Consider the following 24,424-nt stretch of genomic DNA (forward strand, 5'->3'; position numbering starts at 1 on the left):
GCTTGGCGGGGGCGATCGGGACTGGTGTAATCACGCCATGACCGATCGCCCTGCCCTGCTCATCATGCAGCGCCATCTGGCGCCCCTGACGCCCTTCCTCGAGGGCGCTTATACCGTCTACCGGTTCTGGGAGGGGCCGCCGGTCGAGGCGCAGGCGGACATCCGCGCCCTGGTGGTCGCGGGCGAGTTCCCGCTCGACAAGCATCTGATCGAAGCCCTGCCGAACCTGCAGCTGATCGCCTGCTTCACCTCGGGCTATGACGGCATCGACGTGGAATGGTGCAAGGCGCGCGGCCTCCCCGTCACCCATGCCCCGGGGGTCAATCATGAGGACGTCGCAGACCAGGCCATAGGCCTGATCCTGGCGGCGCGGCGGCAGATCGCGGCCGGTGATCGCGGCCTGCGCGCCGGCGGCTGGACCGCGGAATCGCGAATGATCACCCCGTCTCTGAAGGACCAGACCGTCGGCATCGTCGGCCTAGGCGCCATCGGCGAGGCGGTGGCGCGACGCGCCGAGGCCCTGCGGCTGAAGGTGCGCTGGTGGGGTCCCCGCGAGAAGGAAGCGCCCTGGGCGCGTTCGGCCTCGGTCCTCGACCTGGCGAAGGAGAGCGACATCCTGATGGTCGCCTGCCGCGCCGACGAGAGCAATCGCGGCCTGATCTCGAAGGACGTCATCGAGGCGCTGGGGCCGCACGGCCTGCTGGTCAATGTGGCGCGCGGCCAGCTGGTCGACGAAACCGCCCTGATCGCGGCGCTGAAGGACGGCCGGCTCGGCCAGGCGGCGCTGGACGTCTATGAGGAAGAACCGACGCCTGCCGCGCGCTGGGCCGACGTGCCCAACACCGTGCTGACTCCGCACACCGGCGGGGCCACGACCGAGGCGGTTCAAGGCATGCTGATGCTGCTGATCCAGAACCTCGCCGCCAGTTTCGCCGGCGAGCCCCTGAAGACGCCGGTCGCGGACTAGTCGATCAGCCGCCGCCGCTGTCGGGGGTCGGCATGGGATCCGGCTGGGAGGGCATCGGCACGCCGGCGGGTCGGGCCTGGGCCGGCGGCTGGGGCAGTTCGTCGCCCGCGAGACGGCCGTCGCCATTCTTGTCCATGCGGGTGAACAGACGATCGGCGCCGGCGGCCAGCTCCTCGCGGCTGATGCGCGAGTCGCCATTGGCGTCAGACTGGGCGAAGGCGGTGCGCAGGCGGGGCCCGCCTGCGGCCCCGGCCGGACCTTGGGTCAAAACGCCGAGTTCGGAGCCGCTCACGAAGCCATCCTGGTTGGCGTCGAGCCGAACGAACAGACGCTCCGACCATGGGCCGACACCGGCTCTCTCGCGCGGCGGCGCCATGCCACCGCCCTGGCCGCCCCCTTGGCCGCCCCCTTGGCCGCCCCCCTGGCCCGGCGTTCCGCCCGGAGGCGGCGTTTGGGCCGCCGCAGCGGCGGCGGCGAGCAGGACGGAAGAGAGAACGAGAGCGAAGGCGGAACGGCGCATCATCAAGGGGATCCCGACCGGTGGACAGGCGGTCAGATTGTGCGCGGAAGGCCCGTCTGGCCAGAGGTTTTTGCTTGCATAATCATATAAGGATATCTTTATATGACACTCATGTCCCTGACCGCCGACCAGACCGTCGAAGCCCTGCGCGCCACGGGCGAGCCGACCCGCCTCCGGGTGCTGTCCTTGCTCTCGGGCGAGGAGCTGTCGGTGATGGAGCTGTCGCGCATCCTCGACCAGAGCCAGCCGCGGGTGTCGCGCCACCTCAAGCTAATGACCGACGCCAGCCTGATCGAGCGATTCCCGGACGGGGCGCGAGTCTTCTACCGCCTGTCGTCCGACCCGCTGGCGCGCCGCCTGATCGACACCGTGCTGGACCTGCTCGACGCCTCGGCCAACGAGGCCGACGACCGGCGGCTGGAGGAGGTGCGACGCGACCGCGAGGCGGCGGCGGGCGCCTATTTCGAGCGTATCGCCCCGCAGTGGGACCGCATCCGCTCGCTCTATGTCTGCGAGACCGCCGTCGAAGCGGCGATCCTGGCGGCGGCGGGCGAAGGCCCGTTCGAACGCGTCGTCGACCTGGGCACCGGGTCTGGGCGGATGCTGACCCTGCTGGGCAAGAAGGCGACCATGTCGCTGGGCCTCGACCTCAGCCAGAACATGCTCAACATCGCCCGCGCCAACGTCACCAAGGCCGGGCTGGACAAGGTCGAGCTGCGCCACGGCGACATCTTCTCGACCCGCCTGCCGCCACAGAGCGCCGACCTGGTGCTGGTCCACCAGGTCCTGCACTACCTCGCCGACCCGGCCGCGGCCGTGGCCGAGGCGGCGCGGCTCGTCATGCCGGGCGGGCGGCTGCTGATCGTCGACTTCGCCCCCCACACGCTCGAGCACCTGCGCGAGGAGCATCAGCACCGCCGTCTCGGCTTCGCTGACGAGGAGATGCGCCGCTGGCTGTCGGAGGCCGGCCTGGTCTCCAGCGCCCCCATTGCCCTGCCGCCGGACACCGAGGGCCTGACGGTGTCGATCTGGACTGCCGAACGCCCCGCCGTTGCGAAAGCGAGCGCGGCATGACCGCCCCGGCCCTCAGCCTCGCCGAGGCCCGCGCCCTGCTGCTGTCGCCGCTGGGTCCCGTGGCCCGCGCCGGCAAGGACAGCTCGCGGCCGCGCGTGTCCTTCGAGTTCTTCCCGCCAAAGTCCGACGAGGCCGAGGCCAACCTGTGGAAGGCGGTGACCCGCCTGGCCCCGCTGCAGCCCGACTTCGTCTCGGTGACCTATGGCGCCGGCGGCTCGACCCGCGAGCGGACGCACCGCACGGTGCAGCGCATCCTGGGCGAGACCGAACTGACGCCCGCGGCGCACCTGACCTGCGTCGAGGCCAGCCGCGAGGAGGTCGACGACGTCATCGACGGCTATCGTGCGGCGGGCGTGCGCCACATCGTGGCCCTGCGCGGCGATCCGCCGGGCGGCCACGCGGGCGGCATCGGCGGAGCCTATGCGCCGCGCGCCGACGGCTACGCCAACGCCACCGAACTGACCGCCGCCGTGGCGCGCCGGGGTGGCTTCGAGATCAGCGTCGGCTGCTATCCCGAGGGCCATCCCGAGAGCCCGTCTCTGGCCCACGATATCGACGTGCTGAAGGCCAAGGTCGACGCCGGGGCGACGCGGGCGATCAGCCAGTTCTTCTTCGACATCGACGCCTTCCTGCGCTTCCGCGACCGGGTGCGTGCGGCGGGGATCAACGTGCCGCTGGTCCCGGGCGTCATGCCGGTGACCAATTTCGCCGGCCTGCAACGCATGTCCGCAGGCTGTGGGGCCAGCGTGCCCGACTGGCTGGCGGCCCATTTCGACGGGCTGGACGGCGACCCGGAGACCCGCAAGCTGATCGCCGCCTCGGTCGCCGCCGAGACCTGCGCCCGCCTGCAGGAAGAGGGGTTCGCCGACTTCCACTTCTACACATTGAACCGCGCCGACCTGGTCTACGCCATCTGCCGGGTGCTGGGCGTGCGCGAACAGAGAGCCGACGCGTGACCGAGTTGTTTTCCCTGGGCTGCAAGGGGTGTCGCTGGACGACCGAGCGGCTCGGCCGCCTGCTGCCGCCCGCCCTGATCCGGCCGCTCAGCGCCTATGGATCGCGCCGATGAGCCGCGCGGATCGCATCGCCGCGCTCAAGACCGCCGCCAATGAGCGCATCCTCGTTCTGGACGGCAGCTGGGGCGTGATGATCCAGCGCCGCGAGCTGTCGGAGGCCGAGTTCCGCGGCGCCCGCTTCGCCGACCATCCGGTGCAGATGAAGGGCAACAACGACATCCTGTGCCTGACCCGGCCGGACGTCATCGCCGACCTGCACGACCAGTATTTCGCCGCCGGCGCCGACATCAGCGAGACCAACACCTTCTCGGCCACGACCATCGCCCAGGAGGACTACGCCCTGTCTCCGCAGGACGTGTACGACCTGAACCTGGAGGGCGCGCGCATCGCCCGCGCCGTCGCCGACGAATGGACGGCGAAGGAGCCGCACAAGCCGCGCTTCGTGGCCGGGGCCATCGGGCCGCTGAACAAGATGCTGTCGATGTCGTCGGACGTGAACGATCCCGGCGCGCGCCTGGTCACCTTCGACCAGGTCTATGAGGCCTATCGCCAGCAGGTGCGGGCCCTCAACGAGGGCGGCGTCGACCTCTATCTGATCGAGACCATCACAGACACGCTGAACTGCAAGGCCGCGATCAAGGCCATCCTGGACCTCGCCGACGAGGGGCTGGAGCCGCTGCCGATCTGGATCTCGGGCACCATCGTCGACCGTTCGGGCCGGACACTGTCGGGCCAGACCGCCGAGGCCTTCTGGCACAGCGTGCGCCACGCCAAGCCGTTCGCGGTCGGTTTCAACTGCGCCTTGGGCGGCGAGTTGATGCGGCCCTTCATCGCCGAGCTGGCCCGCGTCGCCGACACCTTGGTCGCCGCCTATCCCAACGCCGGCCTGCCCAACGCCATGGGCCAGTACGACGAGCAGCCGCACGAGACGGCGCACTTCATCGAGGAGTGGGCGAAGTCCGGTCTGGTCAACATCGTCGGCGGCTGCTGCGGCACGACCCCGGAGCACATCCGTCACGTGGCCGAGGAGGTCGCGGGCGTGACGCCGCGGGCGATCCCGGAGCGGCCCACGGCCATGCGGCTGTCGGGGCTGGAACCGTTTGAACTCGTAGCCTGATGCGCCCCGTCTTCATCAACGTCGGCGAGCGGACCAATGTCACCGGCTCGGCCAAATTCCGGAAGCTGATCGTCGAGGGCGACTATCCGGCCGCGCTGGCGATCGCGCGCCAGCAGGTCGAGGCGGGCGCCGCGGTCATCGATATCAACATGGACGAGGGCCTGCTGGACGGCGTCGTCGCCATGCGCACCTTCCTCAACCTGATCGCGGCCGAGCCGGACATCGCCCGCGTGCCGGTGATGATCGACAGCTCCAAATGGGAGGTGATCGAGGCGGGCCTGAAGTGCGTCCAGGGCAAGCCGATCGTCAATTCGATCTCGCTGAAGGCCGGCGAGGCCGAGTTCCGCGAGCACGCTGTCAAATGCCTGCGCTACGGGGCCGCCGTGGTGGTGATGGCCTTCGACGAGCAGGGCCAGGCGGACACCGCCGCGCGCAAGATCGAGATCTGCACCCGCGCCTATCGCCTGCTGGTCGACGACATCGGCTTCCCGCCCGAGGACATCATCTTCGACCCCAACATCTTCGCCGTGGCGACGGGGATCGAGGAGCACGACAACTACGCCGTCGACTTCATCGAGGCGACGCGGGCAATTAAGACCGCCCTGCCCTACGCGCGCGTCTCGGGCGGGGTGTCGAACGTCTCGTTCAGCTTCCGCGGCAACGAGCCGGTGCGCCGGGCGATCCACTCGGTTTTCCTGTACCACGCCATCCAGGCGGGGATGGACATGGGCATCGTCAACGCCGGCGACCTGCCCGTCTATGACGACATCGACCCGGTGCTGCGCGAGGCGGTCGAGGACGTGATCCTGAACCGGCCGCAGCGGACCAATGTCTCCAACACCGAACGGCTGGTCGAGCTGGCGCCGACTTACAAGGGCGAAAAGGGCGCGGCCAAGGTCGTCGATCTGAAGTGGCGCGAGGCTCCCGTCGGCAAGCGGATCGAGCACGCCCTGGTGCACGGCATCACCGACTGGATCGAGGCGGACGCCGAAGAGGCGCGCCTCGCCTCCGAGCGGCCGCTGCACGTCATCGAAGGCCCGCTGATGGACGGCATGAACGTCGTCGGCGACCTGTTCGGGGCCGGGAAGATGTTCCTGCCGCAGGTGGTCAAGTCGGCGCGGGTGATGAAGCAGGCGGTGGCCTGGCTGGAGCCCTTCATGGAGGCCGAGAAGGCTGGCCAGCCCCGTAAGCAGGCGGGCAAGATCGTCATGGCCACGGTCAAGGGCGACGTGCACGACATCGGCAAGAACATCGTCGGCGTCGTTCTCCAGTGCAACAACTACGAGGTCGTCGACCTGGGAGTCATGGTTCCGGCCGACCGCATCCTCGACGCCGCCGAAGAGCATGGCGCGGACATCGTCGGCCTGTCCGGCCTGATCACCCCGTCGCTGGACGAGATGACCTTCGTGGCCCGCGAGATGGAGCGGCGCGGCTTCAACATTCCCCTGCTGATCGGTGGAGCGACCACCAGCCGGACTCATACGGCGGTCAAGATCGAGCCCGGCTATCGCAGCGGCTCGACCACCTATGTCATCGACGCCAGCCGCGCCGTGGGCGTGGTCGCCGGCCTGCTGTCGCCGACCGAGAAGGCCAGGAACGAGCAGGCGACGCGTGACGAATACGTCCGCATCCGCGAACAGTTCGCGCGTGGCCAGGAGACCAAGGCGCGCGCGCCCCTGCCCGCCGCCCGGGCCAACCGCTTCAAGCCCGATGCGGCGACGCCCCTGCCCCCGCGGCCGTCGTTCCTGGGCGTACGGGCGTTCGACGCCTGGGACCTGGGCGATCTGGCCGAGTACATCGACTGGACGCCCTTCTTCGCCAGCTGGGAGCTGATCGGCCGCTATCCGCTGATCCTCGAAGACGAAATCGTCGGCGAGGCGGCGAAGGACCTGTTCAAGGATGCGCAGGCGATGTTGAAGCGCATCGTCGACGAGAAATGGTTCACCGCCCGCGGCGTGGTCGGGCTGTGGCCCGCCAATGCGCGGGGCGACGACATTCTGGTCTGGGCCGACGAGACCCGCACGGTCGAGCTGGCCCGCTTCCACGGCCTGCGCCAGCAGATCGCCAAGACCAACGGCAAGCCGAACCTGTGCCTGTCCGACTTCGTGGCCGAGGACGGCGACGACTGGCTGGGCGGCTTCGCGGTCACGGCGGGCCACGGCGAACTGGAGCGGGCGGCGGCCTTCAAGGCGGCCGGCGACGACTATTCAGCCATCCTCTCGACGGCGCTGGCGGACCGGCTCGCGGAGGCCTTCGCCGAGGCGCTGCACAAGAAGGTGCGCACAGAGCTGTGGGGTCACGCGGCGGACGAACAGACCTCGGTCGAGGACCTGATCGCCGAGGCCTATCAGGGCATCCGCCCAGCCCCTGGCTATCCGGCCCAACCGGATCACACCGAAAAGGCGACGTTGTTCAAGCTGTTGCAGGCCGAAGCGAACGCGGGAATGCAGCTGACCGAAAGCTTCGCCATGAACCCGCCGGCGTCGGTCTCGGGCCTGTATTTCGGGCATCCGGAGAGCCACTATTTCGGCGTCGGCAAGATCGATCGCGACCAGGTCGAGGACTACGCGCGCCGTAAGGGCTGGGACACCGCGACCGCCGAGCGCTGGCTGTCGCCGATCCTCAACTACGATCCGGCGGCGACGCCGCGCAGCGACGCCGCCTGACCGAGCCTACTCCAGGCCGACTTCAGCCGGCGTGGCCGGCGGGGTGGTGATGTTGTCGCGCAGGCGGCGGGCGGCGTGCTCGCAGCGGCCCGGCAGGCCGTAGAACAGGCCGAAGATCTGGTTCCGGTCGGCCTGGCTGCGGGTCAGGACCTGATCCCACTTGCCACGCGAGTCCGCGGCGGCGCGGTCGGCGGCGGCGCGGGTGGCCGGGGTCTGGCGGCTGGCCGAAATGCGCAGGGCGTCGTGGAAATCGGCCGCCTCAAGCCGGCCCAGGCGCATGATGTCCAGATCCAGCTCATCGGTGGTGTTGAGGGACTCGCCGACGCGCACGTGGCCGAGGACCAGGGCCTCGCACCAAGCCACCAGCGGATAGTCACCCTCCGGCGCGCCGCGCGGCAGCGGGTTGGCATAGGCCACGGCCTCACGGATGCGCAGGGCCTCGGGCGTCTCGATTTCGACCGGAGCGGCCGTGGCGATCGGTCCCTCCTGGGCGGCCGGCTGTTCGGCCCGGGGCGCCGTCGAGATCGGCCCGTCCTGGATGGTGAGAAGCGGTTGCGACGCGAGGGCGGCGGCGAAGGCAAGGCTGGCGAACATGAAGGCTCCGGAAGGCGGCCCGCTCGGGGCGGTGTCGGATCAGCAACGCTTGGGCCTGCGAATGGTTTTTCCAAGGCAGGCGCGGCGCAAAGAAAAAGGCGGCGGATCCGAAGATCCGCCGCCCATTCTGACTACGTCAGACCGCGATTAGAAGCGGTAGGAGACGCTCAGACGCACCGCACGCGGGGCCTGATACTGGGTCACCTTGCCGTAGTTCGGGTTCAGCGTCGAAGGCAGGTTCGGGTCAACCCCGATGAAGCCGCCGGCGACGATGTCGCCCAGGGTGCCGAACTCGTTGAAGTCCAGCTGCGACTGCCAGTTGAAGACGTTGAACACGTCCGCACGCAGGGTGAGCGAGTCACCCGGGACGTTCATCAGCGCGCCCAGATCGTAGGAGAACGTCAGGTCGACGTTCTTCAGCCAATCCGACTCGAACTGCGAACCGCGCGGCGAGGGCTCAAGCGTGCCGTTGCCGTCCAGATCGCAGAACCACGAGGAGTTCGCGTACTGGTACGCGAAGTCGTCGGTGGCGTGCTCGCCTTGGCAGCCGAACTGACGCGGCGACTGAACGACCAGGTTGGCGCCGATCAGCAGTTCCTGCGTGGCCTGCCACGAGCCGAACACCTTGAAGGTGTGCTCGCGGTGACCCGGCAGCTTGCCGAACGCACCGTCGGTCAGGCCCGGCTGGTCGAAGTCCTGCGACAGACCCGGATCGGTCTGACCGTTGTCGGACTTCAGCGCGCCTTCGTAGTTGCCTTCCGAGTCAGCCCAGACGTAGCTGAAGCGAGCGCCCCAGAGACCGTCGAACGCCTTCTCGGCCGTCAGTTCGACCGCCTTGTAGGTGCGGCTCGGCTCCGGATAGCCCAGGTCTTCCTTCGACAGTTCGACGACGCGATCTTGCGTCACGACACCGCCCGTAGCAGCCGACAGGTCGGCGCCCGACAGGGTCACCGTCATGTCTTCGCCCGGGTTGGTCAGGACGTACTGGTGGAAGCCGTACCACACGTTGTAGCAGATGGCGGCCGACAGACCGCCGCCGGCGGCTTCGCAGTATTCCAGAACGGCGGCGTCGATGGCGACGTCGTCGATGGCGCGACCCAGGTCACGGTAGGTGCCCTTGATGCTGAAGGTCCAGTCGTCGAAGCGCTGCTCGTAGCCGAGGATGAACTCGTCGACGAACATCGGGTCGAGCTGCGCGTCAACCTGGGTGGCGATCGGCTTCACGTCGCCGGTGGCCAGGGTGGACTGCGAAACCAGGTCCGACGGGCGATAAATCGGCTCGTCGTTGGCGTCGCGGATACCGTCCTGGTTGGCGTCGATCGCGATGTTCGACGGGTCGATCCACAGGTTGTAGGTGTCGCGGATGAAGAACTCGGCGCCAGCCAGACGCTGGTTGGTGTTCACCGCGACCGGCAGGAAGTAACGGCCGTAGAAGGCGAACAGCTTGGCGTTGCCGTCACCGAAGACGTCGTAGGTGGCGCCGAGACGCGGAGCCCACTGGTCCTTGATGTCGACGAAGACGTCGCCGGCGATGTTCGAGTTCTCGAAGGCTTCGTTACGAACGCCCAGGTTCAGGGTCAGGCGGTCGGTGACCTCCCAGCTGTCCTGCAGGTAGAAGGCGGTCTGTTCGGCTTCCCAGTAACCCGAGTTGTCGTACACGGTGATGCGAACGCGACGCGGCGAACCGACCAGGTCGGGACGACCCACCGGAGCGTTCGCGGCCGTGAACGCGGTCTGATAGCGATAGTCCAGACCACCGGTCACATCGTCCGAGCAGTTGATGCCGGCGGCGGCGTTGATCGGGCCGCCCGGACGGCAGTAGCTGTAGCCTTCACCCGAACGCTGCAGCGACTGGTACGACTCAAGCTTTTCGTAGTCGAGGCCGAAGCGGAAGTGGTGCTCGCCCCACAGCGACGCGTAGAGGTCGACGTCGGCGCGGAACATCTTGCGCTTGTCTTCATTGACGTTCGGCGAACCGACCAGCCAGTTGCCGCGCTGAGCGATCAGGCCCGTAGCGACGTCCTGGATGCCGTCACCGTTGTAGTCGAACCCGGTGATGTCCGTGATCATCGCGTTCGTGTCTTCGTCCGAGAACTGACGCGTGTTGTTCTCGTTTTCGCCGTAGGCGATCGAGGTGGTCAGCCAGTCGGTCCACACGCCGGTGTAGCGGGCGATCCAGTTGGTGCCGCCGAACTCCGAGATGAAGGTGCCGTCGTTGCGCGAACCAGCGTCACCCGCGAAATAGGTGGTCTGCTGGGTCTCTTGCGAGGTTTCGTCGCTCCAGTACGTCGCTTCGATGCGGTGATCGTCGTTCAGCAGGAAGTCGACCTTGGCGCCGTAGAACGGATCGTCCGTGCTAACGCGGAAGCCCAGGCCGTTGGTGCCACGGTCGAAGGCTTCACGTTCACGGGCGTTGTACAGGCCGTAGACGAACAGACGGTCCTGGATGACCGGGCCGCCGGCTTCCAGGATGACGTCCCACGAGGTGCGCTCGTCGAACTCATTCAGGGCCAGATAGGTGTTCGGCGCGGTTTCGCGCAGGTCTTCCGGCTCCCAGTAACCGGTGATGCCGAATTCCCATTCGTTGCCGCCCGACTTGGTGGTGGCGTTCAGGACGCCGCCGGTCGCGCGACCGAACTCGGCCGAGTAGCCGCCGGTCTTGGTTTCGAAGGTCTGGTAGAATTCGAACGGAACCGTCGAGCCGCCGAGGAAGCTGACGAAGTCCGTGATGTTCAGGCCGTTGACGTAGTAGGTGTTTTCACCGGCCGAGGCGCCCGAGATGCTGGGCAGGTTGCCGAAGGCCGAGTCCGACTGGGTCACGCCCGGGGCCAGCAGGGCCAGCGAGGTGGCGTCACGCGCGATCGGAACGTTGCGCGACAGCTCTTCCACGTTGACGACCAGACCGGTGGTCGTGGCGTCGAATTCCGAAACGGCCTGACGGACGCCGACGACGACGATTTCGTCGATCTCGGTGGCGTTATCGTCGGCAGCGCCGACCACCAGGGTGATCGAGGTGGTGCCGCCCGCGTTCACCGACACGGTGTCGGTCAGCGAGTTGTAGCCCGAAGAGTTGACCACGACCTCATAGGAGCCCGGGGGCAGAGCGACGGCGCGGAACGAGCCCGAGGCGTCGGTGGTGAACGAGCGGGTGAAGCCCTGGTTCACGGAGCGCAGCGACACGGAGGCGCCGGCGACCGGTGCGTTCGCCTGGTTCGTCACGGTGCCCGAGACGGCCCCCTGAACGAAATCTTGGGCGACGGCGACGGTCGGGGTCATCATGGTCACAGCCGGAGCTGCAACCAGCGCCATAAGCGCCGTCCCGCCGATCATCGTCGATTGCAGCAGGCGCTGCTTGATGGTTTGGGTCTTCAAAGGTGGTCCTCCTGAGGCCGATGCGCCGCCCTGGACAGGCGATCATCACCAGCAACCAAACTCTGCGAGCCCCAATGCACGCAGATTGGCGGCGACCTTAGACTTGGCCTTGCGCAAACGCAGCACAATTACGGGCGTGTAATCCAATCGTGGCCGGTCTGTCGCAATCCCGCCACACACTGTTCGCAACTCATTGATTCCGAGAATGAAATGACAAGTCACAATACGCCTGTTCGGCGAATTTCAGACCAAATCTGGGTTGCAGGACAGATCCGTCCCGAAGCCATGCGCGAACTTGCGGCCGCGGGCTTCTCCCATTTGGTGAATCACCGGCCTGACGAGGAGGAGCCGGGACAGCCTTCCGCCGACCAGATCGCCGCCGCGGCCGAGCTTTCGGGCCTGAAGGTGGTGAATGCGCCGGTGCGTGGCCTGCCGGACGCCGAGGCGGTGACGGCGACTCGCCAGGCCATCGATTCGCTGGGCCCGAACGACAAGGCGCTGTTGTTCTGTCGCTCTGGAATGCGATCCGCCGCCGCCTGGGCCATGGCCGAGCGAATCAGGGGCGCAGATCCGGATGTTCTGCGGGCTGCCGCCGCCGAGGCGGGCTACGATCTCAGCCGGCTTCCGCTGTAGGCTTAGCGCAGGATGGTCGTGCGGGCCGCATAGGGCGTCGGCTCGGGCGTACACGACGCGACGACGAGTTGCATCGCCATGAGACAAAGGAAGGCCGCCGCGATGGGCTGGAGCCGATTTGAAACAGCCAGGGCCATGGAAACAGCCATTTGGAGCACTCCGGAGACGAATTCCCCCCTTGCTCCGCAAGGCCGGCGCCGCGCCGAGGCCCAGCCATGATCCCCTTCGTTCGCCAGCCGGATGTCGTGCACGGCCGCCTGGAGACGGTGTCGCCCCTGATCCGGCGGGTGATCGCCGCCAATCCGGGGCCGTTCACCTACACCGGCACGGCGACCTACATCGTCGGCCGCCCCGACCCGGGCGCGGACGTCGCGGTGATTGACCCAGGCCCGCCGGACGACGCCCACATGGCGGCGTTGCTGAAGGCGACCGTCGGCCAGACCGTCAGCCATGTGCTGGTGACCCACACCCATCGCGACCACGCGCCCCTCGCCCGCCCGTTCGCGGCGGCGGTCGGCGCCCCGGTGCTGGCCGCCCGCCCCCCGGGCGAGACGATCCACGCCTCAGGCGGCCTGGACGAAGAAGACGACGCCGACTTCTTCCCCGACACGGTGCTGACCGGAGGCGAGATCCTGGCGGGCGACGGCTGGACGATGGAGGCCATGGCCACCCCCGGCCACGCCTCGAACCACATGGCCTTCGTGCTGCGCGAGGAAAACGCCCTGTTCTGCGGCGACCATGTCATGGGCTGGTCGACCACCGTCGTGGCCCCGCCGGACGGCGACATGCAGGCCTACATGGCCAGCCTGGAGGCGGTGATCGCCCGTCGTTTCTCCACCCTGTGGCCGACCCACGGGGCGCCAGTCACCGAGCCTGGACCGTTCCTGGATGCCTATCGCGCCCATCGGCTCGATCGAGAGGCGCAGGTGCTGGCGCAACTGGCCGACGGCCCGCGCCGGATCGCCGAGATCACGCCGGTGCTCTACGCCGCGGTCGATTCACGCCTGTGGCCCGCCGCCAGCCTGTCGGTCTGGGCCCATCTGATCTCGCTGGAGCGAACTGGTCAGGTCCGGGCGGAGCCGGATCCCGGCCTGGCCGCCGTCTGGCGCCTGGCTTGACGACGGCGCTCAGCCGCCGCTGCGCAAGGCCTCGCTGATCGCGGTGACCAGCCGACAGGCCTCGCCGCCATGGGGCCGGCCGTCCCGCGAAGCGACGCGGATATCCGTCCGGCCCGGACGAATACGGATGACCGCGTCGTGGACCGTGCCGAACCAGAAGCCGCGATGCGTACCCGCGGCGCGGCTCACGCTCGGGCCGCGCTGGAGGCTGAAGCCTGACTCCTGCAGCGCCCAGACCGCGGTTTCAGGCGCGACCTGGGTCATCGCAGGCTGCGCGCCGGGGCAGTCCTCGATCCCGACCACGGCGCTCGCCGGCCCGCTCGCGGAAGCGGAGCGGAGATCGCCGAAGCCGGGAATTTCGGCCAGATCGGTGCTCACGTCGCCGGGACCCGCGGCGGTGCGCTGGGTCTGCCACACCCAGCCGCAGAGCGTAGCGGCCGGGATCAGAAGCGCGATGACGGCCAGAACCAGGGAGGCCCGGCGCCGCAGGGCCTGGACCAGAAGGATCAGGCCGGCCAGCAAGCCGGCCGCGGCGAGAGCCGGAACGATGCCCAGCACGATCTGATCATGGCCGAGCGCGTAGTCGATCGCCCCGAAACGCACCGCAAAGGCCGCGCCGAGGACGACGAGCGGCGCCGCGATCGCAACCAACACCAGCAGCCAGGCCCCTGCCCCGCCCTTCTGTCCGCGTCTGGCCATCGTCGTCCTATCCTGCTGTCGGGAGCCGGTAGTCCTTCATACGCTCACGAACGAGCTTCTTGTCGATCTTCCCGGTCGCACCCAGCGGGATGTCGTCGACGAAGATCACGTCGTCCGGCATCCACCACTTGGCGATCTTGCCCTGCAGGAAGTCCAGGTGTTCCTGCTTGTCCTGGGTCTGGTCGGGCTTGAGCTTGATGACCAGGACCGGACGTTCGTCCCACTTCGGATGCGCCGCGCCGATGACGGCGGCGAGCTCGACCTTGGGATGACCGACCGCGATGTTCTCGATCTCGATCGAGCTGATCCACTCGCCGCCGGACTTGATCACGTCCTTGGCGCGGTCGGTGATCTGCATGAAGCCCTGCTCGTCGATGGTCGCGACGTCGCCGGTGTCGAAGAAGCCCTCGTGGTCGAGGATGTCGCCGCCCTCGCCCTTGAAGTAGCCGCCGGCGATGGTCGGTCCCTTGATCATCAGCCGCCCGTAGGTGTGACCATCGTGGGGCATCTGCTGGCCGGCGATATTCTTCAGCTTCAGCTCGACGCCCAGCGGCGGCGTACCCTGTTTGACGCGCCACTTCATTTGCTCGTCGTACGGCAAGGCGGACAGTTCGGGCGTCATGTTCGACAGGGTGCCGATCGGCGAGGTCTCGGTCATGCCCCAGCCCTGCAGCACCTCGATATTGAACTCGTCGTGGAAGGCGCGGATCAGGCTCTCAGGCACGGCCGAGCCGCCGATGAGCACCTTCTTGACGGTCGGGATCTTCAGATTGTTCTCGCGCAGGTGGGTCAGCAGCCCCTGCCAGACGGTCGGCACGGCCGCGGAGAAGGTCACGCCCTCGGTCTCGATCAGCTCATAGATGGCCGCCCCATCCATGCGGGCGCCCGGCATCACCAGGTTGGTGCCGCCCGCCGGCCCGGCGAAGGCGATGCCCCAGGCGTTGGCGTGGAACATCGGCACCACTGGCAGGATCACATCGCTCGGCGAAGCCGCCAGCACGGTCGCCTGCATGCCCAGCAGCGTATGGATGAAGTTCGAGCGGTGCGAGTACAGCACGCCCTTCGGGTTCCCGGTCGTGCCCGAGGTGTAGCAGAGACCACAGGCCGTCTGTTCGCTGAACCCGCCCCAGGTGACGTCGTCCGAAGCGTCGGCCAGCAGGGCCTCGTAGCACTCGGCTCCCGGCAGCTTGGTCGCCGGCATGTGCAGCTCGTCGGTCATGACGACGACCCGTTCGACCGACGGGCAGTGCGGCAGCACCGCTTCGAGCAGCGGGATGAAGGTCAGGTCGACAAAGATGATCTTATCTTCGGCGTGGTTGATGATGTAGGCGAGCTGCTCCGGGAACAGGCGCGGGTTGAGGGTGTGGCACACCGCGCCCATCCCCATGACGCCGTACCAGACCTCCATGTGCCGGCCCGAGTTCCAGGCCAGGGTCGCGACGCGGTCGCCGACCTTGACGTCCCAGCCCTGGAGCACGTTGGTGACCCGCTTCGCCCGGGCGTAGATTTCAGCGTAGGTGGTGCGGACGATCGGGCCTTCGACCGAGCGCGTCACGACCTCGCGATGGCCATGCCAATTCTTGGCGTGCTCGATGATCTTGTCGACCGTGAGCGGCCAGTCCTGCATCAACCCCAGCATAGCGATCCCTCTCGTGCGCCGCTCAATCCGGGGCGCTTGCCGGCACGCTAACGGCGCTGCGAACGGTACGCAACGTGACGCAAGGTCACCTACGGGCGCGTGGAATCATTTGGAAAGGTCCGTGGACGAAGGTGCCCGCATGGATCTGAACCGTTCGTCCTCGACGCCGCTGCATCCGCATTGGATGATTCCGTGGCCCAGCCTGCTGATCGGCGGCGCCTTCGTAGCCTTTATGGGTCTGGTCGCGCCGCCCATGCTGGGGTTCGCCGTCTTCTGGCTCGTCCTCTTCTTCGTCATGCCGTTCATCCTCGTCGGAAACGTTCTGGGCGGCGGAGAGACGCTGGGACTCATCCTGTTCGGCGCAGCCGTGCTCACGCCCCTGGTCCTGCCGATCCTGGTCGCCTGGAAGGCGCGCACACGCGCCGCCTGGGCGACGGCCACGAACTGGGTCGTCCTGTACGCGTCGGCGTGGGCCGGGCTGTTCGCGAGCATTGTCCGCTTCGGAGAGGCCTGGCCTTACTAGCGCGCGCGGCTCGGCGACCGTATGGGAAGCCATGGCCATTCTCATCGCGATCACCGGCGGCTCCGGCTCGGGCAAGAGCACCTTGGCGGAGACCCTCGTCGCCGCCCTCCCCGCCGGCTCGTCGGTGCTGCTGCGCGAGGATTCCTACTATCGCGACGCCGCCAGCATGCCCGGCTTCGACGCCGCGACGTTCGACTTCGACGACGTGGCGGCCCGGGACCATGCGCTGATGGTGCATGACCTGTCCGAGCTGAAGGCCGGACGAGACATCGTCGCCCCGATCTACTCCTTCATTCACCACGGCCGCGAACCGGGCGGCGAGCCCGTGACCCACGCCGAAGTGGTGATCGTCGAAGGCACCCATGTCCTGTGCACCCCGGCGCTGGTCGAATTGTTCGACATCCGGGTGTTCGTCGACACCCCCGCCGACATCCGTTTCATCCGCCGCCTGCTGCGTGACCAGGCCGAGCGGGGACGAACGGCGGACTCCGTGATCGGTCAGTATCTGGCCACGGTCCGGCCCGGTCACGAGCGGCTGACGGAACCATCGCGCCTGAACGCTGATTTCATCGTCGCGGACGCGACGGCCGCGGTGCGGCTTGAGGATCCGCAGGCCGTTGTCAGACTCGCCGCGCCCGTTCTGGCGCACCCGTTGCTGGCGAAACTCTTCACCGGGGCGAAATAGGGCCGAAATATGTCTTGACCCCGTCAGGACGCGCCCGCATCCTCCTTGTGTTGAATAGCGGACACAACCATGGATGGTCCTGCGGAATCTCCGGCTGACGTTCAGGCTCTGAAACGTCAAGCCATTGTTCGCGAAGCGCGCGAGCACTTCGTCACGGAGGGCTACACGGCCACCAAGATGGAGCCGATCGCTCGCGCAGCCGGTGTTTCAACGGCAACCATCTATTCCCTGTTCGGCGGCAAGTCCGAGCTCTACTCGGCGGTCATCGACGAGGCCTGCGACGACTTCACTCGCCGGATGGAGAGCATTCGCGCCATCGACGGCGACGCCCGCGAGACCCTCACCAGCTTCGCCGAGGACTACGCCGACTTCATGGGCGACCCGTTCGTGCGCTCGGTCTTCCGCCTGGTGGTGGCTGAACGGACCCGGTTTCAGGAAGTCGCCCTGCGCTTCTTCAACCATGGCCGCGCCGAGGTTGGCCTGACGCTGATCGATCTGATCCGCCGCCTCAGCGCCGACGGCGAGTTGAAGCCGATCGAACATCCATCGTGGGCGGCGGGCCATCTCGTCGGGATGATCGAGCACCCGACCTTCTTCGTGAACCTGGTGACCGGCGACCAGATCCGCATCCGGCGCAATCGCAAGCAGATCGTCGACGACGCGGTCGAGACCTTCCTGGCCCGCTACGGAGCCTGACCTCAGGGCTGCAGGCGGGTGCGGGTCCAGCCGTGACTGGCGCGGTCGAACCGCAGACGATCGTGCAGGCGGAACGGCCGGTCGCGCCAGAACTCCACGCTATCCGGGATGACCCGCCAGCCCGTCCAGCGCTCGGGCCGCGGCACGTCCAGCCCTTCAAAGCGCGCGGTCTCGCGAGCGACGGCGCGCTCAAGCGCCTCGCGGCTCTCGATCGGCCGGGACTGATCCGAGGCCCAGGCGCCGATGCGGCTCTCGCGGGCGCGGCTGGCGAAATAGACGTCGGCGTTGGTCGCGTCGACCGGCTCGATCCGCCCCCTCACCCGAACCTGGCGCCGCAGGGACTTCCAGTGGAACAGCAGCGCGGCAACCGGATGCGCCGCCAGCTGCTCGCCCTTGGCGCTCTCACGGTTCGAATAGAAGACAAAGCTGGCAGGCGACTGGAGCTCCTTCAGCAGGACCATCCGGTTGTCCGGCATGCCCTCGGCGTCGACCGTGGCCAAGGCCATGGCGTTGGCGTCGTTGGGCTCGCTCGCGCGCGCGTCCTCCAGCCATTCGAGGAACAGGAGAAACGGCTCCGTCCGCTCGAAGATGCTGTCGTCACCATTGGCTGCAAGCGCCGCGGCGTAGTGCTCGGCGTATTCCTCGCGGGTCGGGCTGGGCGGGATCACGGGCGCGGTCATGCATCCGATATAGGGCCAGCGCCGCCGTTCGTCAGCCTCGCGCTCACATGCTTAACCGCGTCTTGACCATATCGGGCGCACCGTCGACGTATGGGACACGACGCCCTCACCCTCGCCGACGCCTGGAGCGTCCTGGGCCTGGACGGTCCGACGGAGCCGCGCGCGGCGACCGCGGCCTTCCGCACGGCCCTGAAGGCGGCGCGACCCGAGCTGCATGACGGCGACGAGGCGCGCTTCCGCCGGGTGATCGAGGCCTGGCGGCTGGTCCGCCACGAGGACGCCCCGGCGTCCGCCGCGCCGATGCCGCCGGCCGCTCCCGTCATCGTCCTGACGCCGCTTCAGGCGGTAAAGGGCGGGACGGTGACGGTGCAACTGGGCGGCAAGACCCTGAAGGTGCGCGCGCCGAAGGGGCTGCGCAGCGGGGACACGCTTCGCCTGCGCCGGGCGGCGGCCGATGGGGCCGACCTGACGGCGACAGTGCTGATCCGCGGCGCCGACGGCCTGAGCGTGGTCGGAGACGACCTCTACATGGACTGGCCAGTCGCGCCGCGCACCTTGGAAGACGGCGGGCGGCTGGAGATCGAGACCCATGCCGGCCCGCGCTCGGCCTGGGTCACCGCCGGCCAGGAAACCCTGCGCCTGCGACTCAAGGACCTGGGCCTGCCGCCGCGCGGAAAACGCACCCAAGGCCACCTGTTCGTGACCTTGAAACCGTGTGACGACGCGCCCTCGGCCGCCGAGGACCTGCTGGATCGCTTCACGCGCGTCTGGACGCCGGACCGCCTGGCGGCTTAGGTCTGCGCCATGTCGCACAACACCTTCGGCCATCTGTTTCGCGTGACCACCTGGGGCGAGAGCCACGGCCCGGCCATCGGCTGCGTCGTCGACGGCTGTCCGCCGCTGATCCCCCTGACCGAGGCCGACCTTCAGCCCTGGCTGGACAAGCGCAAGCCGGGCGGCAGCCGCTTCGTCACCCAGCGGCAGGAGAGCGACACGGCGCAGATTCTGTCCGGCGTATTCGACGACGGCGACGGGCCGGTGACCACCGGCACGCCGATCTCGATCCTGATCCAGAACGAGGACGCCCGCTCCAAGGACTATGGCGAGATCGCCCGCGCCTATCGCCCGGGCCATGCCGACTACGTCTACCAGACCAAATACGGCGTCCGGGACCACCGCGGCGGAGGCCGTTCGTCGGCGCGCGAGACGGCGGCGCGGGTGGCCGCAGGCGCTGTTGCGCGCAAGATCCTGGGTGACGGCGTGCGCATCCGCGCCGGCGTGGTCCAGCTGGGCCGGCACCGCATCGCACCCGACGCCGTCGATTTCGACGCCGTCGAGCACAACGCCCTGTTCGCCGCCTCGGCCGAGGTCGTGTCGGCCTGGGAGGTCTATCTGGACGGCGTCCGCAAGGCCGGCTCCTCCATCGGGGCCGTGGTGGCGCTGGAAGTGACCGGCGTCCCAGCCGGCTGGGGCGCGCCCATCTACGGTAAGCTGGACGCCGAATTGGCCGCCGCCCTGATGTCGATCAACGCCGCCAAGGGCGTCGAGATCGGCGCGGGCTTCGAGGCCGCCGAGCTGTCGGGCGAAGACAACGCCGACCAGATGCGCCTGCTGGACGACGGCACACCGCAGTTCCTGTCGAACAAGGCCGGCGGGATCCTCGGAGGCATCTCGACCGGCCAGGCGGTGACGGCGCGGGTGGCCTTCAAGCCGACCTCCTCCATCCTGACCCCGCGAAAGACCATCACCCGCGACGGCGCCGAGACCGAGCTGCGCACCAAGGGCCGCCACGACCCCTGCGTCGCCCTTCGCGCCGTGCCGGTGGTCGAGGCCATGGCCGCCTGCGTGCTGGCCGATGCGATGCTGAGGCACCGGGCGCAGCAGGGGTGAGGCGCGACTTAGGGGACAAAATCCGGCTCGCCTGGGCGCTTCGCGATCCCAACTGGATTCTTGTCCTGGTCCTCATAGCGGCGGCGGCGGCGGCCCTGGCGCTCATCTGGCTCGCCATGTCGCTCAAGCGGCCAGAATTGATCGGCCCGCCCGTGACGATCAGGGGGCGGGTCGAGAGTTATGCCATCCGCCTAGGCAAGCACAGTCAAGTCGGCCTTGCGCAGGTCACAGCCGAGGGCCGCACGATGTATTTTATGCTGCCGGTCAACACCGACTGCCGGACGGGCGATCTGATGCTGCTGTCAAAGCAGCGGCGCAGAGGCGCCAGAGCCAAGGTGACCCCGGCGCTCCCGCATCCCTGCCAACGACCGACCCCCTTTTCGCAACAGTAGTAGTTACCTATATGGCTCTCGAACGGCGCGCCGTAGGGTGCGCGCCTCTAAGGGAGACTGCGTCATGATCGACGTTCGACGTTTCGGCACGCTGGGCGGGGCTGACCACGGCTGGCTCAACGCCAAGCACCATTTCTCGTTCGCCAACTACTACGACCCGTCGCGGATGGGCTGGGGCCGGCTGCGCGTCTGGAACGACGACGAGATCGCCGCCAAGTCCGGCTTCCCGCCCCACCCCCACTCGGACATGGAGATCATCACCTACGTCCGGACCGGCGCCATCACCCACGAGGACTCGATGGGCAACAAGGGCCGCACCGGGGCAGGCGACGTCCAGGTGATGAGCGCCGGCACCGGCGTGCGCCACTCCGAGTTCAACCTCGAAGACGAGACGACGACCCTGTTCCAGATCTGGATCGAGGCCGACAAGCGCGGCGCCAAGCCCAGCTGGGGCGCCAAGGTGTTTCCGAAGCACGACCGGACCGGCAAGTTCTCGGTCCTGGCGTCCGGCGACCCGACCGACGACGCCCTGACCATCAACGCCGACGCCCGCGTGCTCGGCGCCACGCTGAATGCCGGCGAGAGCCTGACGTACAGCCTGGCCGAGGGCCGTCACGCCTATCTGGTGCCGGCGGTCGGCGAGGTCGAGGTCAACGGGGTGGCCCTGAACGCCCGCGACGGCGCCGCGATCAAGGACGAAGGCGAGATCACCATCACCGCCAAGGCCGACGCCGAACTGGTCATGGTCGACAGCCTGTAAGGCGGTCCACCGCTGAGAGCACGAGGCCGCCGGAGTGATCCGGCGGCCTTTTCTCTGTCTAGGAGCCGCCGAACGGCCCGATGCGGAAGATCATCCCGATCGCGGCGAAGATGCCGAGGAAGAACAGAAGCAGGGCCGTGATCAGCGTCACCGAAACAGGGAACAAGCTCTCCGCATGGATCAGTTCCGCGCTCTTCATCGAGCCGCGCTCGTTCCGAAGGCCGATCATGAAGATCAGGTGGTAGACGATCCCCAGCGCCAGGATGAAGCTTCCCAGAAGAACGAGCGCCTGACCGAAGAAGCCCGCGGCATGGGAGCCTGGAGCGATGGTCCCGTTTGAAGCCAAGCCGCGGAAGAAGCTGTAGATGGTGAAGCCGAAGCCGATCATCGACAGCGAGGTGCGGATTACGGACATCAGGGTCCGGTCGGCGCTCATCCGCGTGCGCTGGAATGACATGCCGGTGCGCCGCATCGACATCTCGGTGCGATGGTCCGACAATTTGGTCCGGTGCTCGGACAGTCCGGTCCGGTGCTCTGAAAGGCCCGTCCTGTGGGTAGAAAGCCGGGTCCGGTAGCGAGAATACTGGGTCGACGCCTTTCCCTCGTTCGCCGCATCGACCACCGGCATCGGCGGTTCAGGCAGGTCGTCGAAACGCCCCGTGGAGATCGACGGGAAGGCCGGATCATCCGCCGTCGCCGCGCCGCTCTTGATCGTCGCCATGGCCTCACTCCTCACGCGCCTGCCGCGAGGGATCATGCGGAGCCGAGCCGAGGCCGGGGATCAGGTGTTTCCCCGAGCCGTCCGGGAGGGACGCCGGAGACCGGACAGACGACAAAAGAGCCGCCCGGAGCGATCCGGGCGGCTCATTCGTATCCGTCGGTCGGATGGAGGCCCTAGTGGGTCGCCCCCACGGAGCCCGGATCAGCCGTGGGCTGGGCCGGCGGGAGCGGCTCTGCGGTCTCGTCCCATTCCACCGGCGTCAGCGAACCCGTCAGGGCCCACTTCAGCGCTTCGTCGGCGGTCTTGATCGGCACGATCTCGAGCGCGTTCTTCACGTTGTCGGGGACGTCGGCCAGATCCTTCTCGTTCTCTTCCGGGATCAGCACCGTCTTGATGCCCGAGCGGAGCGCCGCGAGCAGCTTCTCCTTCAGGCCGCCGATGGCGGTGACCCGGCCGCGCAGGGTGATCTCGCCGGTCATGGCGATGTCCTTGCGGATCGGGATGCCGGTCAGGACCGAGACCATGGCCACGGTCATGGCCACGCCCGCCGAGGGACCGTCCTTGGGCGTCGCGCCATCTGGCACGTGCACGTGGATGTCGGTCTTCTCGAAAACCGGCGGCTTGACGCCGAAGGCCAGCGAACGCGCCCGGACGTAGGAGGCGGCGGCGGAGATCGACTCCTTCATCACATCCTTGAGGTTGCCGGTCACGGTCATGCGGCCGCGGCCCGGCATCTTGATCGCCTCGATGGTCAGGATGTCGCCGCCGAACTCGGTCCAGGCCAGGCCGGTGACGATGCCGACCTGATCTTCCTCGTCCGTCTCGCCGTAGCGATACTTCTTGATGCCCGCGTATTGGGCCAGTTTTGCGTCGTCGACCGTGATGGAAAGCAGATTGTCCTTGGCCATTTCGCGCACGGCCTTGCGGGCCAGTCCGCCCAGCGCCCGCTCAAGCGAGCGCACGCCGGCTTCACGGGTGTAGTAGCGGATCAGATTGCGGATGCTGTCTTCCGGCACGATGAATTCGGCCGGCTTGAGCCCGTTCTCCGCCGTCACCTTGGGCAGGACGTGCCGCTTGGCGATCTCGACCTTCTCGTCCTCGGTGTAGCCCGACACCCGGATGATCTCCATCCGGTCCATCAGCGGCTGAGGCATGTTCAGGCTGTTGGCCGTGGTCACGAACATGATGTTGGACAGGTCGTAGTCGACCTCGAGGTAGTGGTCCCCGAAGGTCGAGTTCTGGGCCGGATCCAGCACCTCGAGCAGGGCCGACGACGGGTCGCCGCGCCAGTCGGCGCCGAGCTTGTCGATCTCGTCCAGCAGGATGAAGGCGTTGGTGGTCTTCGCCTTCTTCATCGACTGAATGATCTTGCCCGGCATGGAGCCGATGTACGTCCGGCGGTGACCGCGGATCTCGGCCTCGTCGCGCACGCCGCCCAGCGACATCCGCACGTACTCACGCCCGGTCGCCTTGGCGATCGACTTGGCCAGCGACGTCTTGCCGACGCCCGGAGGGCCGACGAGGCACAGGATCGGGCCTTTCAGCGAGTTGGTCCGGGCCTGCACGGCCAGGTACTCGATGATCCGCTCCTTCACCTTCTCGAGGCCGTAGTGATCCTCCTCGAGGATGTCCTCGGCCTTCTGCAGGTCGATCGGCTTCTGCTTGGCCTTGCCCCACGGGATAGACAGCAGCCAGTCGAGGTAGTTCCGAACCACCGTCGACTCCGCCGACATCGGGCTCATGTTGCGCAGCTTCTTGACCTCGGCCTCGGCCTTGGTCCGAGCTTCCTTGGACAGGCGCGTCTTACGGATGCGCTTCTCCAGCTCCATGATCTCGTCGCGAGCGTCGTCGGTCTCGCCCAGCTCGCGCTGGATCGCCTTCATCTGCTCGTTCAGATAATACTCGCGCTGGGTCTTCTCCATCTGGCGCTTCACGCGCGAGCGGATCTTCTTCTCGACCTGCAGGACCGAGATCTCGCCTTCCATCAGGCCGTAGACCTTCTCAAGGCGCGCCGGCACGGCGACGGTCTCGAGCAGGCCCTGCTTGTCGGCGATCTTCACCGACAGATGGGCGGCGACCGAGTCGGCCAGCTTCGACGGGTCGGTGATCTGCGGGATGGAGCTGAGGGCCTCGGGCGGCACCTTCTTGTTCAGCTTCACATAGTTTTCGAACTGCTCGATCACCGCGCGCAGCAGCGCTTCCGACTGGGACGGTTCGCCCAGATCATCGGGGATCTCGACGGCCTCGGCCTCGAAATACTCAGTGCGGTCGGTGAAGCGGGTCAGGCGCGCGCGGCTCTTGCCCTCGACCAGCACCTTGACGGTGCCGTCCGGCAGTTTGAGCAGTTGCAGCACCGTGGCCAGCACGCCGATCGGATAGATGGCGTCCGCCTGGGGGTCGTCATCGACGCTGTTCTTCTGGGTGGCGAGCAGGATCTGCTTCTCGCCCTTCATGATCTCGTCGAGCGCCTTGACCGATTTCTCTCGGCCTACGAACAGCGGCACGACCATATGCGGAAAGACGACGATGTCTCTCAGCGGCAGGACGGGCAGGGTTTTGGTCTCGGACATGATGCGTACTTTCCGGGGCCCTCGTTGATCTCGGACCCGCCGGGCCGGCGTCCGGGGCGACTGAGCCCCGCCGTTTCGACTCGGCCCGCCTT

General features: G+C 67.7%; 23 protein-coding genes. 14 read left to right on the forward strand and 9 right to left on the reverse strand.

Going from position 1 to position 24,424, the window contains the following annotated elements; genetic code table 11:
- The first annotated feature begins 37 nt into the window (after window positions 1-37).
- The gene (locus tag ASC65_RS17100; RefSeq protein ID WP_156459572.1) at window positions 38-967 is read left to right on the forward strand and encodes a 2-hydroxyacid dehydrogenase; all 930 of its coding nucleotides are present in this window, start codon (window positions 38-40) and stop codon (window positions 965-967) included.
- 4 nt (window positions 968-971) lie between these two features.
- Here ASC65_RS17100 and ASC65_RS04965 read toward each other — a convergent pair whose 3' ends face one another.
- Window positions 972-1,490 carry an EF-hand domain-containing protein gene (locus ASC65_RS04965; protein WP_156459553.1) on the reverse strand — a complete coding sequence of 173 codons (519 nt, stop codon included), beginning with the start codon at window positions 1,488-1,490 and terminating at the stop codon, window positions 972-974.
- 108 nt (window positions 1,491-1,598) lie between these two features.
- Between ASC65_RS04965 and ASC65_RS04970 the strand changes: the two genes are divergently transcribed.
- The 4 genes from ASC65_RS04970 (at window position 1,599) to metH (ending at window position 7,360) form a co-directional block, all read left to right on the forward strand.
- Window positions 1,599-2,561 (forward strand): ArsR/SmtB family transcription factor, encoded by a 963-nt coding sequence (locus ASC65_RS04970; protein WP_056450060.1) that lies wholly within the window; start codon window positions 1,599-1,601, stop codon window positions 2,559-2,561.
- The gene (gene metF, locus ASC65_RS04975; protein WP_056450062.1) at window positions 2,558-3,517 is read left to right on the forward strand and encodes a methylenetetrahydrofolate reductase [NAD(P)H]; all 960 of its coding nucleotides are present in this window, start codon (window positions 2,558-2,560) and stop codon (window positions 3,515-3,517) included. Before ASC65_RS04970 ends, metF begins: the two co-directional genes overlap by 4 nt.
- 109 nt (window positions 3,518-3,626) lie before the next feature.
- Window positions 3,627-4,694 (forward strand): homocysteine S-methyltransferase family protein, encoded by a 1,068-nt coding sequence (locus tag ASC65_RS04980; protein ID WP_056450064.1) that lies wholly within the window; start codon window positions 3,627-3,629, stop codon window positions 4,692-4,694.
- A complete protein-coding gene (metH, locus tag ASC65_RS04985) occupies window positions 4,694-7,360 on the forward strand; it encodes a methionine synthase (RefSeq protein ID WP_056450066.1) in 2,667 nt (888 codons plus the stop codon). Before ASC65_RS04980 ends, metH begins: the two co-directional genes overlap by 1 nt.
- A gap of 6 nt (window positions 7,361-7,366) precedes the next feature.
- Here metH and ASC65_RS04990 read toward each other — a convergent pair whose 3' ends face one another.
- Window positions 7,367-7,954: a hypothetical protein gene (locus tag ASC65_RS04990; RefSeq protein ID WP_056450067.1), complete on the reverse strand. Its 588-nt coding sequence runs from the start codon at window positions 7,952-7,954 to the stop codon at window positions 7,367-7,369.
- A 147-nt stretch (window positions 7,955-8,101) separates the two neighbouring features.
- Window positions 8,102-11,326 carry a TonB-dependent receptor gene (locus ASC65_RS04995; RefSeq protein ID WP_056450069.1) on the reverse strand — a complete coding sequence of 1,075 codons (3,225 nt, stop codon included), beginning with the start codon at window positions 11,324-11,326 and terminating at the stop codon, window positions 8,102-8,104.
- 210 nt (window positions 11,327-11,536) lie between these two features.
- Between ASC65_RS04995 and ASC65_RS05000 the strand changes: the two genes are divergently transcribed.
- Entirely contained in the window at window positions 11,537-11,959 is a 423-nt protein-coding gene (locus ASC65_RS05000; RefSeq protein WP_082525867.1) for a TIGR01244 family sulfur transferase, read from the forward strand.
- 2 nt (window positions 11,960-11,961) lie between these two features.
- Here the strand turns inward: ASC65_RS05000 and ASC65_RS17450 are convergent, their stop codons facing one another.
- Window positions 11,962-12,108: a hypothetical protein gene (locus ASC65_RS17450; RefSeq protein ID WP_200939787.1), complete on the reverse strand. Its 147-nt coding sequence runs from the start codon at window positions 12,106-12,108 to the stop codon at window positions 11,962-11,964.
- 66 nt (window positions 12,109-12,174) lie between these two features.
- On the opposite strand from ASC65_RS17450, the gene ASC65_RS05005 reads away from it, so the two are divergent.
- Entirely contained in the window at window positions 12,175-13,077 is a 903-nt protein-coding gene (locus ASC65_RS05005) for an MBL fold metallo-hydrolase (RefSeq protein WP_056450073.1), read from the forward strand.
- 9 nt (window positions 13,078-13,086) lie between these two features.
- On the opposite strand, the gene ASC65_RS05010 is transcribed toward ASC65_RS05005, so the two are convergent.
- Both ASC65_RS05010 and ASC65_RS05015 read right to left on the reverse strand, forming a co-directional pair.
- Complete coding sequence (locus ASC65_RS05010) at window positions 13,087-13,776, reverse strand: DUF1499 domain-containing protein (RefSeq protein ID WP_056450074.1); 690 nt, start codon at window positions 13,774-13,776, stop codon at window positions 13,087-13,089.
- Window positions 13,777-13,783: 7 nt separating this feature from the next.
- Entirely contained in the window at window positions 13,784-15,415 is a 1,632-nt protein-coding gene (locus ASC65_RS05015) for a long-chain-fatty-acid--CoA ligase (RefSeq protein WP_056450076.1), read from the reverse strand.
- A 139-nt stretch (window positions 15,416-15,554) separates the two neighbouring features.
- Between ASC65_RS05015 and ASC65_RS05020 the strand changes: the two genes are divergently transcribed.
- The 3 genes from ASC65_RS05020 (at window position 15,555) to ASC65_RS05030 (ending at window position 17,319) form a co-directional block, all read left to right on the forward strand.
- Window positions 15,555-15,938, forward strand: coding sequence for a hypothetical protein (locus ASC65_RS05020; RefSeq protein WP_056450077.1), 384 nt, complete (start codon window positions 15,555-15,557; stop codon window positions 15,936-15,938).
- A 31-nt stretch (window positions 15,939-15,969) separates the two neighbouring features.
- Complete coding sequence (gene udk, locus ASC65_RS05025) at window positions 15,970-16,623, forward strand: uridine kinase (RefSeq protein WP_056450078.1); 654 nt, start codon at window positions 15,970-15,972, stop codon at window positions 16,621-16,623.
- 69 nt (window positions 16,624-16,692) lie between these two features.
- Window positions 16,693-17,319, forward strand: a complete 627-nt coding sequence (locus ASC65_RS05030; protein ID WP_056450081.1) for a TetR/AcrR family transcriptional regulator — start codon at window positions 16,693-16,695, stop codon at window positions 17,317-17,319.
- A 2-nt stretch (window positions 17,320-17,321) separates the two neighbouring features.
- Here the strand turns inward: ASC65_RS05030 and pdxH are convergent, their stop codons facing one another.
- Window positions 17,322-17,999 carry a pyridoxamine 5'-phosphate oxidase gene (pdxH, locus tag ASC65_RS05035; protein WP_056450082.1) on the reverse strand — a complete coding sequence of 226 codons (678 nt, stop codon included), beginning with the start codon at window positions 17,997-17,999 and terminating at the stop codon, window positions 17,322-17,324.
- A 90-nt stretch (window positions 18,000-18,089) separates the two neighbouring features.
- Here pdxH and ASC65_RS05040 point away from each other — a divergent pair, with 90 nt between their 5' ends.
- The 4 genes from ASC65_RS05040 to ASC65_RS05055 all read left to right on the forward strand — a co-directional run bounded on the left by ASC65_RS05040 (window position 18,090) and on the right by ASC65_RS05055 (window position 21,041).
- Window positions 18,090-18,794, forward strand: coding sequence for a DnaJ C-terminal domain-containing protein (locus ASC65_RS05040; protein ID WP_056450083.1), 705 nt, complete (start codon window positions 18,090-18,092; stop codon window positions 18,792-18,794).
- A gap of 9 nt (window positions 18,795-18,803) precedes the next feature.
- Complete coding sequence (aroC, locus tag ASC65_RS05045; protein WP_056450084.1) at window positions 18,804-19,889, forward strand: chorismate synthase; 1,086 nt, start codon at window positions 18,804-18,806, stop codon at window positions 19,887-19,889.
- The gene (locus ASC65_RS05050; protein WP_056450085.1) at window positions 19,886-20,281 is read left to right on the forward strand and encodes a hypothetical protein; all 396 of its coding nucleotides are present in this window, start codon (window positions 19,886-19,888) and stop codon (window positions 20,279-20,281) included. Before aroC ends, ASC65_RS05050 begins: the two co-directional genes overlap by 4 nt.
- A 64-nt stretch (window positions 20,282-20,345) precedes the next feature.
- A complete protein-coding gene (locus ASC65_RS05055; protein ID WP_056450086.1) occupies window positions 20,346-21,041 on the forward strand; it encodes a pirin family protein in 696 nt (231 codons plus the stop codon).
- Window positions 21,042-21,099: 58 nt separating this feature from the next.
- Here ASC65_RS05055 and ASC65_RS05060 read toward each other — a convergent pair whose 3' ends face one another.
- The gene (locus tag ASC65_RS05060; RefSeq protein WP_082525868.1) at window positions 21,100-21,762 is read right to left on the reverse strand and encodes a YidH family protein; all 663 of its coding nucleotides are present in this window, start codon (window positions 21,760-21,762) and stop codon (window positions 21,100-21,102) included.
- A gap of 173 nt (window positions 21,763-21,935) precedes the next feature.
- Window positions 21,936-24,332: an endopeptidase La gene (lon, locus tag ASC65_RS05065; protein ID WP_056450088.1), complete on the reverse strand. Its 2,397-nt coding sequence runs from the start codon at window positions 24,330-24,332 to the stop codon at window positions 21,936-21,938.
- Between the last annotated feature and the right edge of the window lie 92 nt (window positions 24,333-24,424).

Origin of the sequence: Brevundimonas sp. Root1279 (genome assembly GCF_001425945.1) — a bacterium.
Lineage (GTDB): Bacteria > Pseudomonadota > Alphaproteobacteria > Caulobacterales > Caulobacteraceae > Brevundimonas.